Here is a 13,751-nt window from a genome sequence, read left to right on the forward strand (position 1 = left end):
AGAGGCTTCTCTGATGCAACGAAGGCCCTCCGTGAAGATCACGGAGGGCTTTCTTACGTCTGATGGGAACGCGCTGGGAACATGCCGTCAGGCGGCTGTCTCTCCCGGCTCATTGCTGGGAACCTCGGGCTCTACGGACTCGCCGTCGGGAGGCTCCGGCTCCTCATGCGACTCCCGCTGGTTCCGGGCTCGCGGCACCAGGGCGACGGGAGCTTCGGCCTCGGCCTTCTCGAACTGCGGGAGCACCGAGGTGTAGGTGTCAGCGGTCAGGGAGTAGCTGCTGTGGCCGAGGAGAGCTTGGATCTTCTTCATGTGGATGCCCGCGGCGAGGGACAGCGTGGCCGCGCAGTGCCGCAGGTCGTGGAGGCGCACCGGCGGCAGGTGCAGCTTCTTGATCAGCCGTTCGAAGACCTGGGACAGGTATTCCGGGTGGTAGGCGCGGCCGTCCTCCCAGGTGAAGACGAGCCCGGTGTCACTCCACGGCTGGGTGACGGCCGTGTTGTCCGTCTCGGGTTGGGGGTGTTCACGTTGGCGCTGCCGCCATTCCTCGTACGCCCGGTCCCACTCCTCGCGCTCCGTCTGCTGGCGCTTGCGCCAGAGCCTGAGCAGGTCGTGGGTCTGCTCGTCCAAGGTGATGGTGCGTGCGCCGCTTTCGCTCTTGGGCGTGTCCTCCCAGACCTCGTAGGAGGCGGCGACGAGTTGTTCGCTGACGTGGACGGTGCCGATGGTGAGGTTGGTCTCGCTCCAGGGCAGGCCGGCGACTTCGCCTCGGCGCAGGCCGCGGAAGACCATGAGGTGGAACATCGGGTAGAGCCGGTGCTCGGCCACCGCGTCGAGGAACGCGCCGGTCTGTTCCGGGGTCCAGACCATGACCGGGCCGGGCTTCTCGCCGGTGACTTGCCAGCGGGCGACGCGCTCATCGGTCCACACCAGGGGCTTGGGGCGTACGTACTTGGGCAGCACGACGCTCTTCGCCCAGTTCTCGCTGATCAGCTTTTCGGTGACCGCGTCCTCGAGGGCGGCGCTGAGCGTGTCGTTCATTTTCTTCTGGGTGCCGGGACCGGTGATGTGGCGTGGCTTGGCGCGGGCTTGGCGCAGCTCGGCTCGGGCGGCGTTCCAGTTCTGGCGTAGCTCGGGCGGCCGGGGGCGGCCTTTGCAGTCGCGCCACGCCTTGTGGGCGGCGCGCTCGGCGGCCCGTGCGGCTTCGGCTGCTTCGCGGTGGTCCTGGTGGGTCTTGTTGTCCGCCCAGATCGCCTCGAACATGCCCTGGATGTGGCGGGTGCGCAGGTCGCGCATCTTCAGGTGGCCGAGGGCGGGTATGAAGACGCGCTCGATGTGGTCTTGGTAGCCCTTGCGGGTGGATCGCTTGAGGTCGACCCTCTTGGTGAACCAGCGCCGAAGGTACTCGGCGACGGTCTCCTTGGACTTGACCTGTACGCCGCCTTGGGCGAGATCCCAGACCTCCTTGCAGGCCGCGGCAGCGTCCTTCTGGGTGCGGAAGCCGCCCTTCTTGGGGTGTTGGCGCTTGCCGCCGGGCCCCGGTGGCAGTTCGATCGAGTAGTACCAGGAGCCGTGGTCGCGCCTTTTGAGGAGTGGGCATCGCTTCTCCAGGTAGCCGATCTTCGGTGTGCCGTCCTGGTTCAGTACCGGATCGCCCTTCTTGTCTACGAGTGGGCCCTTGCAAGCGCATCGTTTGTAGGTCTTGTCCTCGAACACGTGCCGTCCCCTGCCCTTGTCACCCGTGATCTGGGCGCTGCCTGTCGTGCTTGGTGATCACGTTTCGCGATCTTTCTTCATCCTCCGGGGGCTGTCGGACAGCTCGCCGCGTCCTCGTGAGGGCGCTGGCGTAGGGGCGAACGTGGCGGGGCTGGGATGAGGTGGTCGGCCCGGGCTGTGGGATATGCGGGTCAGGGGGTCTTGCCTCATCCTGCCGGGGCTGGGTGTTACTGCTGCTGTAAAGTCCGTTGATAGTTGGCGCGGGGGAGATTGCGACAACGGCATGACTGCTCAGGCACCTGACGGACAGGGTTCGGCTGGCGCCATGGGGTTGGAGGAGCTGCTGGCTCTTCCGGCGACTGTGAACGTGACAACGGCTGGGCGCGCGCTGGGAATCGGGCGGGACAAGGCGTACGAGCTGATCCGGTCGGGGAGCTTCCCGGTACGGGTTCTGCCCCTGGGGAGCACGATGCGTGTTCCGACGGCGGAACTGTGGCGAGTCCTTGGCGTCCGGGAAGTGGCTGGGGGCAGGGTGGCTGGGTGATGAAGCACGGGCCGTGTGTTCACAGCTGAAATGTTCACACTTTTTCCAAGATTGTGACCTATCTGAGGTAAATTAGTACGTGTCGGCAGGGGGTCGGCGATGGAGGCGAGGCGAGATGCCACGACTGTTCGGCTTTGAGGACGCCGCGCACCGCAAGGTGTGTGAAGCGGAGGCGGTGGGGGTTCGAAGCGTCGCGTCCCGGCGTCTCGCCCCACAGGCGTGGGAGCCGATCACCGAGTGGGCGAATGCCGAGGGATACCGCACGACGCTCGGAGGTCTGTGGAAGCCCGGCCCTCTTGCCACCATGATGAACCATCCGGCCATCGCCGGGCTGGAAGAGGGCGAGAACGGTGAGCTGGTCGAGTCCGGCGGGCCGGCGCTCATCCCGCCGGAGGACTTCCTGGCCATCCGTGCGATGCGCCAGACGAAGGGTGAGCCGGTCCCGGCGGGTGAGTACCTGATCCAGAGTTGGCTAGGCGTGTGCGGATTGTGCGGCTGCCCCCTGTCCGCCTCTCCTACCACTACCAGCGGAAGCCGCGGCTACCGGTGTGCCCCCAGCAGCGCGCAGCACCCGGGCGGTTGCGGCCGGGTGCGGATCAAGGCAGAGCCGTTCGAGGTGTACGTGGCCGAGCACGTGCTGGCCGAGACTGCGAAGCCCGAGGTGGCGGCGCTGCTGGGGCAGGCACGCGATGAACTGCTGGCCGAGGCGGCCGAGTTGCGCAAGCTTGCGGACAGCCTCCGGCGTCGCCAGGTGCGGCTGGGACAGAGCTACGCGCGCTCGCCGGACATGTCGGTGCAGGCGTTCCGGGCCGCCGACAAGGAGCTGAAGCAACAGGCTCGCGAGGCCCGGACGAAGGCGCGGTTCCTCGACCAGGCCAAGCACGTGCCGGTCGCCGATGTTCCGGATCTGGTGCGGTGGTGGACGCACGCTCCGATGTCGGCCAAGCGCGGCATGCTGGCACTGATGCTGGAACAGGTGGCGTTGTACCCGGCCGCGTCCAAGGGCTCGCGCAGGGTGGACGCGGACCGGGTGGGCCTGCGCTGGCGAACGTGGGGTACAGGCGCGAAAGGACGGGGCTAGCCGTTCTCAGGCTTCGGCCCGGCGTTGTACCCGATGGTGGCCACGGCGAGGCCGATGGCGACGCATCCGATGGCAAGTCCCGCCAGGGCGGGGCTGAGTGCGTCCTGTAGGCGCAGCGGCCAGGCGTGGCCGACCTGAGCGGCGATCAGGTACCCACAGCGGCTGAGGGCGTAGGCGACGGCGATCACGCCTCCGGCCCCGGCGATGGTCAGTCCGGTCGCGGCAGCCCGCCGCTGCCGCCGGGCGGCGAGTGCGAGGCGGAGGGAGTAGACGCTGATCTCCAGCCCGGCGATGGCGGAGTAGGCCAGGTAGGTCACCAGGTAGTGCGTCACCGCGCCGTTGTGGGCGTACTCCGATGTCAGGTCCACGTTGGTGGTGTCGGCGCGGTGGAACTCAAGGACCAGCAGGCCGATGACGACCGCCGCGAGCAGGAGGCGTACGGCGACTGCGGTGCGGACGTAGGGCCGTGTGCGTGTCCAGTCCACGATCATGATCTGGAGACTGGCGAAGAAGACCACCGCGCTCAGGTCGGACAGGTGGCAGGCTGTCTCGTTACATCCGGCGGCGTTGTCGATGGCGTCGGCGATCTGGGGTATCGCCAGGAGTGAGGCGACGCAGCAGGTGGCGGAGGCGGCGATCCGGGCCCTGCGGGCGAGGCGGAACTGCGGCCGGTGCCGGTGCGCGAACCGCAGGCATATCGCGGTGCTGAGCGCCGTGAGCAGGGCACACGTCCCGAAGATCAGGCCGGTCAAGAGGTTCAACGTCCTTCCAGGTCATCCGCTGCCCTCTCAGCGGCTTCGTCAAGGCTCAGATGCCGACGCGGGCGCCCGTCGCGGGGCTGGTCAACGCCGGGTGGAGGTGGGGGGATCGCGGGGACGTCCTGGGGTAGTCCGGCGCGACGGCGAAGCTCCCTGAGCTGCGTGATGGTGTCGAGAATGTCCGGCTCCGGGAGGTCCTGCATCAGGCGCAGGACCTCCCGGGCTTCAGGGCGCTCCTGATAGACGGTGAGCGCCGTCAGGTCGTCCCACTCCGGCCCTGGGAGCAGGAAGGCCGCCGGGGCGTCGAGGGCCCCGGAGAGGGCGGCGACAGTAGACATCGTGGGGTTGCTACTGGTGCCGTTCATCAGGCCGTTGACCTGGCCATGCGAGAGTTTGCGCCGGCCTGGCGAAGCGGTCGCTTCCGCCACCTCCCGTGCGCTGGGGATGAACCCGTCCTGATCGCGGTTCAGGCGCAGCAGGGCGGCCAGCTTCGCACTCAGGCTCAGCGGGTCGCGCCGCTCGCGGGTGTCTGTCACATCCATCCTCTTCGCGGTTGTCATATGCTCGCCAAACGTACGGACCAGTAACAACCGGCCCGTCGGCCGGTGCTCGCTGACCCGGATTCCACACTACCCCGCAGGTCGGAGGGGTTATAAGGTCTATCGGACAGTTTCCTCGGGCGTCCGTCGCGCGGGGTGGCGGCGCGCCGAGGCGCACGCTTGCGGCGGACGCGGTGGGAGTCACGGAGAGGGCGGGCGGTGGCGGCACGCTTGCCGGTCACGGGAGGTAGTGCATGTCCGAGATCGACGAGCGGCGGATCGCCGCACTGGCGAAGGAGCCGCCGCGTGTCCTTCGGGGCGGGGTGGACGAGGCGGCGCGCGGGGAGGCGCGCAAGCTCGTGGAGTGCCAGGCGTTATTGCCCCCGAAGGCGGCGGACAAGGGGCAGCGCGACGGCAGGCGTTGACATCCGGTCAGGACCTACAGCGGGCGGGATGAAGTAGGTGACAATCTTGAACCAGTCATGTACGTTTTCTCGTGCCGGTCGGGTACAGCAGCCGCAGGATTCCCGCATCCGGCAGGTGTCGCGAGGGCGGCACCGTCCCTGACTCCCCGCGGGCGGCCGATGGGGTGCGTGATGGAGCAGAGCCCGTCCCGGCGTCAGCCGTGGCGGGCTCGCTCGCATTGCGGGCCCGGCAGTCACGCCCGGCGACCCTCAGAGCCCGTGCGGGCGCGCCAGGCTCGCGGAATTCAAGCGAAATTACTGAATTCAAAAAGGGATCTGAACTTGAATTCGCGGTATTTGCGATTAAGATATAAGTGTAAGGAAAAAGGGAAAGCCAAAAAGGCCAGGCTTTCATAATCCGGAAAGGCGCGGGAAAATGTTCGCAGACCTCGCTATCGACCAGATCACCCCCAACCCCGACCAGCCCCGCAAGTTCTTCGATGAGGCCAAGCACAAGGAGCTGATCGGCAGCATCAAGGAGAACGGCCTCCTCCAGCCGGTCGTCGTCCGGCCGGTCGAAGGCGGGGAGACTCCGTACCAGCTGATCGCGGGCGAGCGGCGCTGGAGGGCGTGCAAGGCCGCGGGCATCACCACGGTCCCGGCGCACGTCATCAAGGGCGCCGACGATGAGAAGGCGTACGTCCTCGGCATCGCGGAGAACGTCGGCCGCGAGGACATGACCATCATGGAGGAGGCCGGCGCGTACGCCGACCTCGCCGCCGCCGGCTGGACACCGGAGAAGATCGCCAAGCAGTTCGGCAAGACCGAGACCCACATCAAGTGGCGCCTCGGCCTGCTCACCCTGCGTCCCGAGGTCGCCGAGATGGTCGACAAGGGCCAGATCAAGCCCAACCTCGCCTGGCACGTCGCCCAGCTGAACCCGGCCAACCAGATGGTGGCCGCCACCCGCTACCTGCGCGGCGACTTCGACTCCGAGGCCGAGGCCCAGCACTTCGCCAACGGCTTGAAGATGATGGAGGCTCAGACCAGCCTCACGAATGAGAAGGCGCCGGACGCCGAGGAGCAGGAGAAGCGCAAGAAGGCCAAGGCCAAGGCGAAGGATGGGCTCGGCAAGGCGGAGGAGATCCTGCTGCCGCTGCTGGAAGACCTGGCGGAGAAGAAGCCGGAGGACCTGGCGGTCATCCTCGGCGACGACCTGGAGCGCCACGTACGCGTGGTCGGCAGGATCTACAGCCAGGTGCAGATGGTGCGCAACCTGCTCAGCAAGGCGCAGGGCATCCAGCGGGCGATGTCCGCCGACTTCAACCGCAAGGCGCTCGAGGTCCAGCAGGAGGCCAAGGCCCAGAAGAAGGCGACCCCCGAGCCCGCTGCGAAGAATCCCGCGCCGAAGCCGGTGCCGGTGGCGCGCAAGGCAGCACCCAAGCCGCAGGCCAAGGAGGCCCCGGCCAGCCGGGCCCGTGCGGCGGCGAAGTCCACGAGCGCGCCCGTCAAGGTGCCTGCCCAGAAGCGGGCCGCGACGAAGGCGGCCGAGCCCGCGGCCGTCGCGAAGAGCGAGGCGACGGCCGCGGCCAAGTGAGCGAGCGGTGGGGGCGCGGCACCGCGCCCCCACCGCCGACCGGGAACAGCGAGAAGGACGCGGACGGCGCGGCCGGGGCAACCCGGCCGCGCTCTTGCGGTCTGTGGCCCCGCTGTCGCCCTGGTCGAGGACTCGCCCGCCGGGTTGGCGGGCGTGCGGCGCGGCCGGTCGCGGCAGCGCCGTGTTCCGCGAGGTATCTCGCGTGCGGAAAGGAAATCGGATTTGATCACGCTGTTCACCAACCGGTATCAGGAGTACCGGACGGAGCAAGGGGTGCCGGTGCGCATTACCGTCGGCGCGCCGCGATTCAAGCTCCCCTATCGGCTCACCCACTCGGTTCGGGAGCTGGCACCGCGACGGGAATACCTTTCCCACCCGCAGCCGCTCTTCACGACCGCCTACCGGGCCGACCTCGAGCGCGTCGGGCCGGCGCGGATCGCCGAGCGGTTGAGCCGGATCGCCGAGGCCGAGCAGGAGCACCGGTTGGTACTGCTGTGCTTCGAGGACCTGGCCGACCCGAACCTGTGGTGTCACCGCAGGATCTTCGCCGCCTGGTGGCGAGACGTCACCGGCGACACCGTGCGGGAACTGGGGCCGATGGCCGACCAGTACGAGCAGGGCACGTTGATGTGACGGGCCGTGAGGCGCACTCACAAGATAGGTTGCATTCTTGCAAGATGTAACGTCCTTTTGGGGTGCGCCCCTGGATGGCGTCCGGCCAGGTACCTGGTGTCCGGCCGGACGCCGCCGTCACGACGTGGAGGAAGAGCGTGTTCCAGGGCACCATCCCCGGACCGATGCGCGCCATCGTCCGGGAGACCGCCGGGAGTTGGCCGCGTGGACAGGTCTACGTCCCGTGCTGCGGGAACTTCACCATCGAGCGCAGCCTGATCGGCATGGGCTTCGCCCTCCACTCCTCGGACGTGTCCATCTACACCACCGCCATCGGCCGCTGGCTCACCGGCCAGCCGGCCGGCATCCGTCTGCGCGAGGAGAGCATGAACCAACTCGGCTGGCTGGCTGACTCGTTGGACGACGACGTAGGCACGGTCGCCGCGCTGATGCTCGGCACCCGCTTCCTGGCCAGCGTCGGCCGCGACGGGCTGTGGCACGAGAGGGTGGTGCGCTCCTACCGCGAGCAGTGGGCCGTCAAGCACGCCGAGACCGTCGAGCGGCTGTCGGCCTCCGACGTGGCGCTCGCCTCCTACACCGTGGAAGACGTGCGCACCTGGCTCCAGACCGTGCCCGGCGACGCCCCGGTGTGCTCGTTCCCCCCGTTCTACGGCGGCGGCTACGAGAAGCTGTACGAGCCGCTGAACATCCACTTCACCTGGGACGCCCCCGAGTACGAGCCGCTGTCGGACGCCGACGTGGTCGACGTTCTCGGCGCGATCACCGACCGTCCCTACTGGCTGACGGCCTCCAACCACGACGTGCCGGAACTGCGCCAGCACCTGCGCGGTGTCATCAAGCCCACCCCGAGGGCGGCCCCGTTCTACGTCTACGCCTCGCAAGCCCCCACCCGGATCGTCGCGCCGCGCCAGCCCATCGAGCCGGTCACCGCCCCGCGGCTCGGCCGCGGCGACGAGCTGGTCGGCCCGCTGTCGCTGGCCTTGTTGAAGCCGGGCCAGTTCAACGCGCTGCGCTCCCGGTACCTCAACCCGCGCATCGCGCCGGGCTCCGCGAACCTCGCGGTCGCGGTCAAGGACGGCACGGGCAAGGTCCTCGGGGTCTTCGCGATGGCGCCGTCCAGCTACACGCCGGACGAGGCGTACCTGCTGTCCGACTTCGCGGTCGCGCCGACCGACTACCCGCGCTTGTCGAAGCTGATCGTGCTGGCGGCCACCAGCTCGGAGGCCCGGTTGCTGTGCCAGCGGGCGTTCTCCCGCCGCGTCCGGGCGGTGTCCACGACGGCGTTCAGCAACAACGCGGTGTCGATGAAGTACCGCGGGCTGCTCAAGCTGACCAAGCGCGGCCCGTCGAACGAGGACGGCTGGAAATACCAGCTCCAGTACCAGGGGGCCATGGGCCAGCACACGCTGGCCGGGGCCCTGGAGACGTGGGCGAAGCGGTGGGGCGCTCCGACAACGAGGCAGACGGGAGCCTGACCATGGAGGACTCGACACAGCTCGCCCCGCCGCGGATGGTGCAGGGCGACCCCCGCACGCTGACCCTGCTGGACGTCAACGCGCGGTTCCTGCCGCACGAGCAGTTCCGGCAGCTGGTCGCCAACGTCCGGCGTGACGGGTGCCTGACCTCGACTCCGCTGGTATGGAACGACACCGAAAGCGGACGGCTCGTCGTACTGTCCGGCAACCACCGCACGCTCGCCGCGATCGAAGCCGGCCTGACGGAGATCTGGTGGATGCAGATCGACCAGCCGCTGGCCCGGCAGCGGCAGATCGCACTCCAGCTGTCCCACAACGCCATCGCGGGACAGGACGATCCGGCGATCCTCAAGGAGCTGTACGACGAGCTGGAGTCGGTGGAGTGGCGGCAGTACACCGGCCTGGACGACAAGGCCCTCGACCTGCTGGAGAAGGTCGACGTCAGCTCCCTGGGCGAGGCGAACCTCGACTTCGCCAGCGTGCAGTTCATGTTCCTGCCCGCCGAGCTGGAGCGCGCCGAAGCGGCGTTCGACGCCGCGCGGTCCACCGCGGCGGCGGACCAGCGGTGGATCGCGGGCCTGGAGCAGTACGAGCCGATGCTCGACGCTCTGGAGACCTCCCGGGCCGCCTACACGATCGGCAACTCCGCGACCGCGCTCGGCGTGATCCTCACCGTGTTCGAGCGGCACCTGGGTGAGCTGGCGGACGGCTGGTACGACCCGGCGACCGCAGAAGCGCACCGCGGTGGCACGGCACCGCTGGAGAGCGTGTTCGGCGTACGCGAGATACCGGTGGAGACCGCTGCCGTCGTGCGGGCCGTGATCGACCGTCTGGTCGAGGACGGCAGCGTGCCGCGGGCGGAGCCGTGGCGGGCGCTGGACATCCTGGCCGCGCGGGGGCACTAGACGGCCGTCGTCGGCCAGGAGGTGAGCGGTGGCTGAGAGCCCTGTGGAGCCGTGGGAGCGGCAAAACGGTGAGTCGTCCCAGGCATTCGAGGCATTCGCCGCGTACCGGGATCTCGGACCCGCCCGCAGCGTCACGAAGGTCGCACAGCAGGTGGACAAATCGCGAACGCTGCTGGGGCGTTGGTCGCGCCAGTACGCGTGGGTGATGCGGGCGACCGCGTACGACCGCGAACAGGACCGGCTGTTCCTCGCCGAGCAGCACCAGGCGCGCCGCGACATCGCCCGCAGGCACGCGAAGCTGGCTCAGGCGTTCCTGGGCAAGGCTGTCGCGCGCCTCCAGTCGCTGGATGCCCGGGAGCTGTCCCCGTCCGAGCTTCTGCGCTTCTTCCAGGTCGCGGCGGAAGTCGAACGCCGGGCTGTCGGTGAGGAGCCAGTCACCGCGGCGGGGGCGCAGACCGCGCCTGGTGGAGACGTGGCGGCGCTGACCGACGAGGAACGGCACGCCAGGATGGACCAGTTGCGGCGTGAGCTGGAGCGGCGGCTGGCGGAGGAGCGGTGAGCCGGGGCTGGGCGAAGCGCCAGATGATCGAGGACCTGCCTGATCCGGCGATGATGAGCCTGGAGCAGATGAAGGCCGAGGTCGCCGCCCTGGCGCGTGCCGACGAGATCTCGGCGCGCCGGTGGTTGTGCGACCGGCCGGACTGCGACGGGCTGCCGCACCAGGGGTGGCTGCACCGGCACGCCCGTTCCTCGCAGCGCCCGCCCACGTGGCTGTGGACGGTGTGGCTGCTGCTGACGGGCCGCGGCTGGGGCAAGTCGCGGACGGCGGCGGAGGAGGTGCGCGAGTGGGCGCGCGCACCGGGGTTGCAGCTCGCGGTGATCGCCAAGAACGCCACGCTGGTGCGCGACATCTGCTTCGAGTCCCCGAAGTCCGGCCTGCTGTCGGTGTTTCCGCCCGAGGAGGTGGCGAAGTACAACTCCAGCCTGGGCGCGACGGTGCTGGAGCTGACGAACGGCACGGTGATCCGCGGGTTCGGCGCGGAGGCGCCGGACAATTTGCGTGGCTGGGCTTTCGACAAGGCGTGGCTGGACGAGTACGCGGCCTGGTCTCGGCACACCGCGCAAGAGGTCTACGACATGCTGTGGTTCTGCCTGCGCGAGGCGGAGGCCCCGCAGGTCGTCATCTCCACGACGCCCAAGCCACTGCCGCACGTCAAGAAGCTCGTCGAGCGCGGACAGGCACAGGAGCAGCGGTACCGCGAGGGCGGGCCGCCACCGCGGGTCGTGCTCACCCGCGGGCACATGCGCGAGAACGACGCCAACCTCAGCCCCGCTGCCCGGGAGGAACTGGAGGAGGAGTACGCCGGCACCCGCCTCGGCCGCCAGGAGCTGTCCGGTGAACTCCTGGAAGACGTCGAGGGCGCGCTGTGGAAGGGCTGGATGCTGGAGGTCGAGGGCTTCCGGCCCCGGCGCGAGCACCTGCCGGACCTCCAACGCGTCGTGGTCTCCGTCGACCCGGCGACCAAGTCGCACGAGAACGCGGACATGACGGCCTTCACCGTCGCGGGCCGCGGCTGGCCGGTCGAGACGATGTTCGGCGACGACCGCCCACGCGGCTACCTGCTCCACTGCGAACAGGACCGCTACACCCCGACCCAGGCGATGAAGCGCGCCGCCGCGCTCTACCACGAGCACCAGGCCGACTGCGTGGTCATCGAGGCCAACAACGGCGGCGACTACCTGCCCGCCCTCCTGGAACAGGTGGACCCGACCGTCAACTGGAGAATCGTTCACGCGACTCGCGGGAAGCGCGCACGCGCCGCCCCGACCGCGCAGCTGTACGAGCAGGCGCGCATCGCGCACGTCGGCCCGCCGCGGGTGTTCGCCGAACTGGAGGCACAGATGACGACGTTCGTCGGGCTGGGCGAGACGGAGGACTCGCCGGACCAGCTTGACTCGGCGGTATGGGCGCTGTGGGACCTATTTCTGGATCCGACGATGCCACCTCCGCGGGCAGGAGACGACCAAAGACTCCGTGGCCGTCGCTAGCGGGTGTCCCGTAATTGATCTTCGGCGTGCCCGTGTGCTGGTCAGTCGTTGTGCGTCAGCCGGTGTGGGCGTGGTCGCGCGGCGGGCGTGCCGGAACATCGCGTGGTGGACGCCGCCGCTCTTGAGGTGGAAGTCGCAAAGGATCTTCCAGCTTCCTTATGGGGGGCGAAGACGTGCTCGACGCGGGCGCGGGCGGGGAGGGATGGCCTGGTTTCGGGAGACGTCGGCTCGTTCGGTGCGAAGATTCGATGGCGGCGGAGAAGCGGGGGATGTGGCCCTGCGCTGAGCCGGGGTGTCAGCCGCGCAGGGCACAGGTGATAAGGGCGGGCAGCGCCCTCCAGCGTGGTTGTGCGGCGAAGCGGGTGAGGAGTTGGCCGGTGCGGGCGGCGGTGGTGTTTCCGACGAACCACGGTGGCTTCGGGGAGATGGAGGTCGTCCCGTGCATCAGCGATCGCGGGGCCGGGCGGAAGGGGCCGGTGACGACGGTGCGTTCGGTGTGGTCGAGCAGGAGGGCGTTATGGACGATGCCGATTCCGCTTTGCACGTCGTTGAGGGTGTGTCCGGGGAAGGCGCCCCAGGTGGCGCGGGGGGTGGCGTAGCCGACGCCGGTCCAGGCGTTGATGGCGATGGTGCCGTAGTGCAGGTCGGCGATCGCTGCGCGTAGCCGGTCACCGAGTTCCTGGAGGGTCTTGGGGTGGGCGATGAGGTTGGCGCCGAGGGTTCCTCGCAGACGCCGGTTGGCGGCGGTGACGGCGGCGTCGAGGAATGCGGTGCCGGTGCCGGGGAGTTCGGCGACGCCGAGGACGGGGCCGAAGTACTCGGTGGTGAAGGCGGTTTCGTTCGGGTCGGTGAGGTCGAGACCGGCGAAGAGGGTGCGCTCGGGGGTGCCGCCGGGCTTCTCGGCGGTCGGGTGGAGGGTGCACGCCGCGTTGACGCGGGCAGTGCAGCCGGGGTACCAGGCGGGGCGGGCGGGTGCGGCTTTCAGGGCCTGGCGTACGGCGGTCAGGAAGGCGTCCCTTTGGTCCCAGTCGGAGCTGAGGATGAGGATCTGGCCGGCGATGCAGTTGCAGCCGCTGTTGTGCAGCCGCATGGTGGCGATGTGCTCGGCCTGGTAACGCAGGTCGGCTGCGGTCCACGGCCCGGGCAGGACGATGATCGGGGAGACGCCGCCGAGTTCGCTGGTCATCGGCTTGTCCAGCGTCGGCTTGCCCGTCGATTTGGCGGCGATTGCCTGGTGGCCGGTTCCCCAGACGATGGCGTCGTGGGTGGCTTCGCTGCCGGTCATGTGGACGGCGCGGATGCTGCGATGGTGGGCGAGTGCTTGTCCGGTCTCGGGTCCGCCGGTGACGATCTCGACCAGGTCCCGGTCGGCGAGCGGTTTGAAGACGGTGCGGTAGATATCGGCCAGAGGGTCGCTGGTGGGGTTCAGCTTGAGGACGGCGGTGCGGTTGGCGGCGTAGAGCTGGTACAGCACGTCGAGTGGGGGGATGGAGAAGATGTTCCCCGCTCCCAGGACCAGGGCCACGCCGCCTGTCTGCCCGGGCGTGCGCTGCCCCAGACCCGCCGCGGCCCGCAGCTGCGGCTCGGTGATACCGGGGGTCGTCCAGACCTCGGCGTGGAAGCCGCCCAGGAGTAGCTTGTCGTATCGGTCGTGCGGAAGGACCTGGACGGCGAGGCGGCCGCCTGGGGCTGCGGTGATGCGGGTGCCGGCCAGGACGTCGGCGCCTGTCTCCAGGCGTCGCAGGGTTGCCTGGAGCGCCTGGCAGTAGGTGATCAGGGCGTACGGGCCGCTCAGCCACTCCTCGCCGACCAGCGGTGAGGAGTCGTCCAGTTGCTTGATTCGGGCGGCGGTGGCCACCCACCGGTCGGCGATGTCGCCGGCGGCGGCACACACCGCGCGCAGCAGGTCGCATCGCTCGGAGATGGTGGTGCGGGCCCAGCCGCGTTCGCCTCGGGTGAGCCGCGTTACGAGGGCGTCGAGGCCGGGGCCGGGGTCGGGGTGGCGGGTGGCCGGGGTGGTCGTCATAAGGGGTCTCCTCACCGGCGGGTC

12 protein-coding genes are annotated in these 13,751 nt (G+C 69.2%); 8 read left to right on the forward strand and 4 right to left on the reverse strand.

Annotation, left to right across the window (positions count from 1 at the left end):
• Nucleotides 1–87: 87 nt before the first annotated feature.
• Nucleotides 88–1,716, reverse strand: coding sequence for a site-specific integrase (locus tag K7472_RS07810; RefSeq protein WP_222975461.1), 1,629 nt, complete (start codon nt 1,714–1,716; stop codon nt 88–90).
• Between the two features lie 659 nt (nt 1,717–2,375).
• Here K7472_RS07810 and K7472_RS07815 point away from each other — a divergent pair.
• Complete coding sequence (locus tag K7472_RS07815) at nt 2,376–3,341, forward strand: recombinase family protein (RefSeq protein WP_222975464.1); 966 nt, start codon at nt 2,376–2,378, stop codon at nt 3,339–3,341.
• Here K7472_RS07815 and K7472_RS07820 read toward each other — a convergent pair.
• Nucleotides 3,338–4,102 (reverse strand): hypothetical protein, encoded by a 765-nt coding sequence (locus K7472_RS07820; protein ID WP_222975465.1) that lies wholly within the window; start codon nt 4,100–4,102, stop codon nt 3,338–3,340. The two genes, K7472_RS07815 and K7472_RS07820, sit on opposite strands and share 4 nt — an antisense overlap.
• Entirely contained in the window at nt 4,099–4,659 is a 561-nt protein-coding gene (locus tag K7472_RS07825) for a hypothetical protein (protein ID WP_222975467.1), read from the reverse strand. The genes K7472_RS07820 and K7472_RS07825 overlap by 4 nt, the downstream gene beginning before the upstream one ends.
• Nucleotides 4,660–4,892: 233 nt before the next feature.
• Here K7472_RS07825 and K7472_RS07830 point away from each other — a divergent pair, with 233 nt between their 5' ends.
• The 7 genes from K7472_RS07830 (at nt 4,893) to K7472_RS07860 (ending at nt 11,701) form a co-directional block, all read left to right on the forward strand.
• On the forward strand, nt 4,893–5,063 hold the full coding sequence (locus K7472_RS07830; protein ID WP_222975469.1) for a hypothetical protein: 171 nt from the start codon (nt 4,893–4,895) through the stop codon (nt 5,061–5,063).
• Between the two features lie 415 nt (nt 5,064–5,478).
• Nucleotides 5,479–6,639, forward strand: coding sequence for a ParB/RepB/Spo0J family partition protein (locus K7472_RS07835; protein WP_222975471.1), 1,161 nt, complete (start codon nt 5,479–5,481; stop codon nt 6,637–6,639).
• 222 nt (nt 6,640–6,861) lie between these two features.
• Complete coding sequence (locus tag K7472_RS07840; protein ID WP_222975473.1) at nt 6,862–7,272, forward strand: DUF488 family protein; 411 nt, start codon at nt 6,862–6,864, stop codon at nt 7,270–7,272.
• A 137-nt stretch (nt 7,273–7,409) separates the two neighbouring features.
• Complete coding sequence (locus tag K7472_RS07845) at nt 7,410–8,747, forward strand: putative antirestriction adenine methyltransferase (protein WP_222975475.1); 1,338 nt, start codon at nt 7,410–7,412, stop codon at nt 8,745–8,747.
• 2 nt (nt 8,748–8,749) lie between these two features.
• The gene (locus tag K7472_RS07850) at nt 8,750–9,652 is read left to right on the forward strand and encodes a ParB/Srx family N-terminal domain-containing protein (RefSeq protein ID WP_222975477.1); all 903 of its coding nucleotides are present in this window, start codon (nt 8,750–8,752) and stop codon (nt 9,650–9,652) included.
• A 151-nt stretch (nt 9,653–9,803) separates the two neighbouring features.
• Entirely contained in the window at nt 9,804–10,211 is a 408-nt protein-coding gene (locus tag K7472_RS07855; RefSeq protein WP_222975479.1) for a hypothetical protein, read from the forward strand.
• Nucleotides 10,208–11,701 (forward strand): terminase large subunit domain-containing protein, encoded by a 1,494-nt coding sequence (locus K7472_RS07860; protein WP_222975481.1) that lies wholly within the window; start codon nt 10,208–10,210, stop codon nt 11,699–11,701. Before K7472_RS07855 ends, K7472_RS07860 begins: the two co-directional genes overlap by 4 nt.
• A 295-nt stretch (nt 11,702–11,996) precedes the next feature.
• Here the strand turns inward: K7472_RS07860 and K7472_RS07865 are convergent, their stop codons facing one another.
• Nucleotides 11,997–13,727: an aldehyde dehydrogenase family protein gene (locus K7472_RS07865; RefSeq protein ID WP_222975483.1), complete on the reverse strand. Its 1,731-nt coding sequence runs from the start codon at nt 13,725–13,727 to the stop codon at nt 11,997–11,999.
• Nucleotides 13,728–13,751: the final 24 nt, after the last annotated feature.

It is taken from the genome of Streptantibioticus parmotrematis (assembly GCF_019890615.1).
Lineage (GTDB): Bacteria > Actinomycetota > Actinomycetes > Streptomycetales > Streptomycetaceae > Streptantibioticus_D > Streptantibioticus_D parmotrematis.

Bases quoted from the DNA above. Each gene is read 5' to 3' on its own strand.
- K7472_RS07850 (WP_222975477.1), top strand. From the start codon at position 8,750: ATGGAGGACTCGACACAGCTCGCCCCGCCGCGGATGGTGCAGGGCGAC.
- K7472_RS07865 (WP_222975483.1), bottom strand. From the start codon at position 13,727: ATGACGACCACCCCGGCCACCCGCCACCCCGACCCCGGCCCCGGCCTC.
- K7472_RS07815 (WP_222975464.1), top strand. From the start codon at position 2,376: ATGCCACGACTGTTCGGCTTTGAGGACGCCGCGCACCGCAAGGTGTGT.
- K7472_RS07830 (WP_222975469.1), top strand. From the start codon at position 4,893: ATGTCCGAGATCGACGAGCGGCGGATCGCCGCACTGGCGAAGGAGCCG.
- K7472_RS07835 (WP_222975471.1), top strand. From the start codon at position 5,479: ATGTTCGCAGACCTCGCTATCGACCAGATCACCCCCAACCCCGACCAG.
- K7472_RS07825 (WP_222975467.1), bottom strand. From the start codon at position 4,659: ATGACAACCGCGAAGAGGATGGATGTGACAGACACCCGCGAGCGGCGC.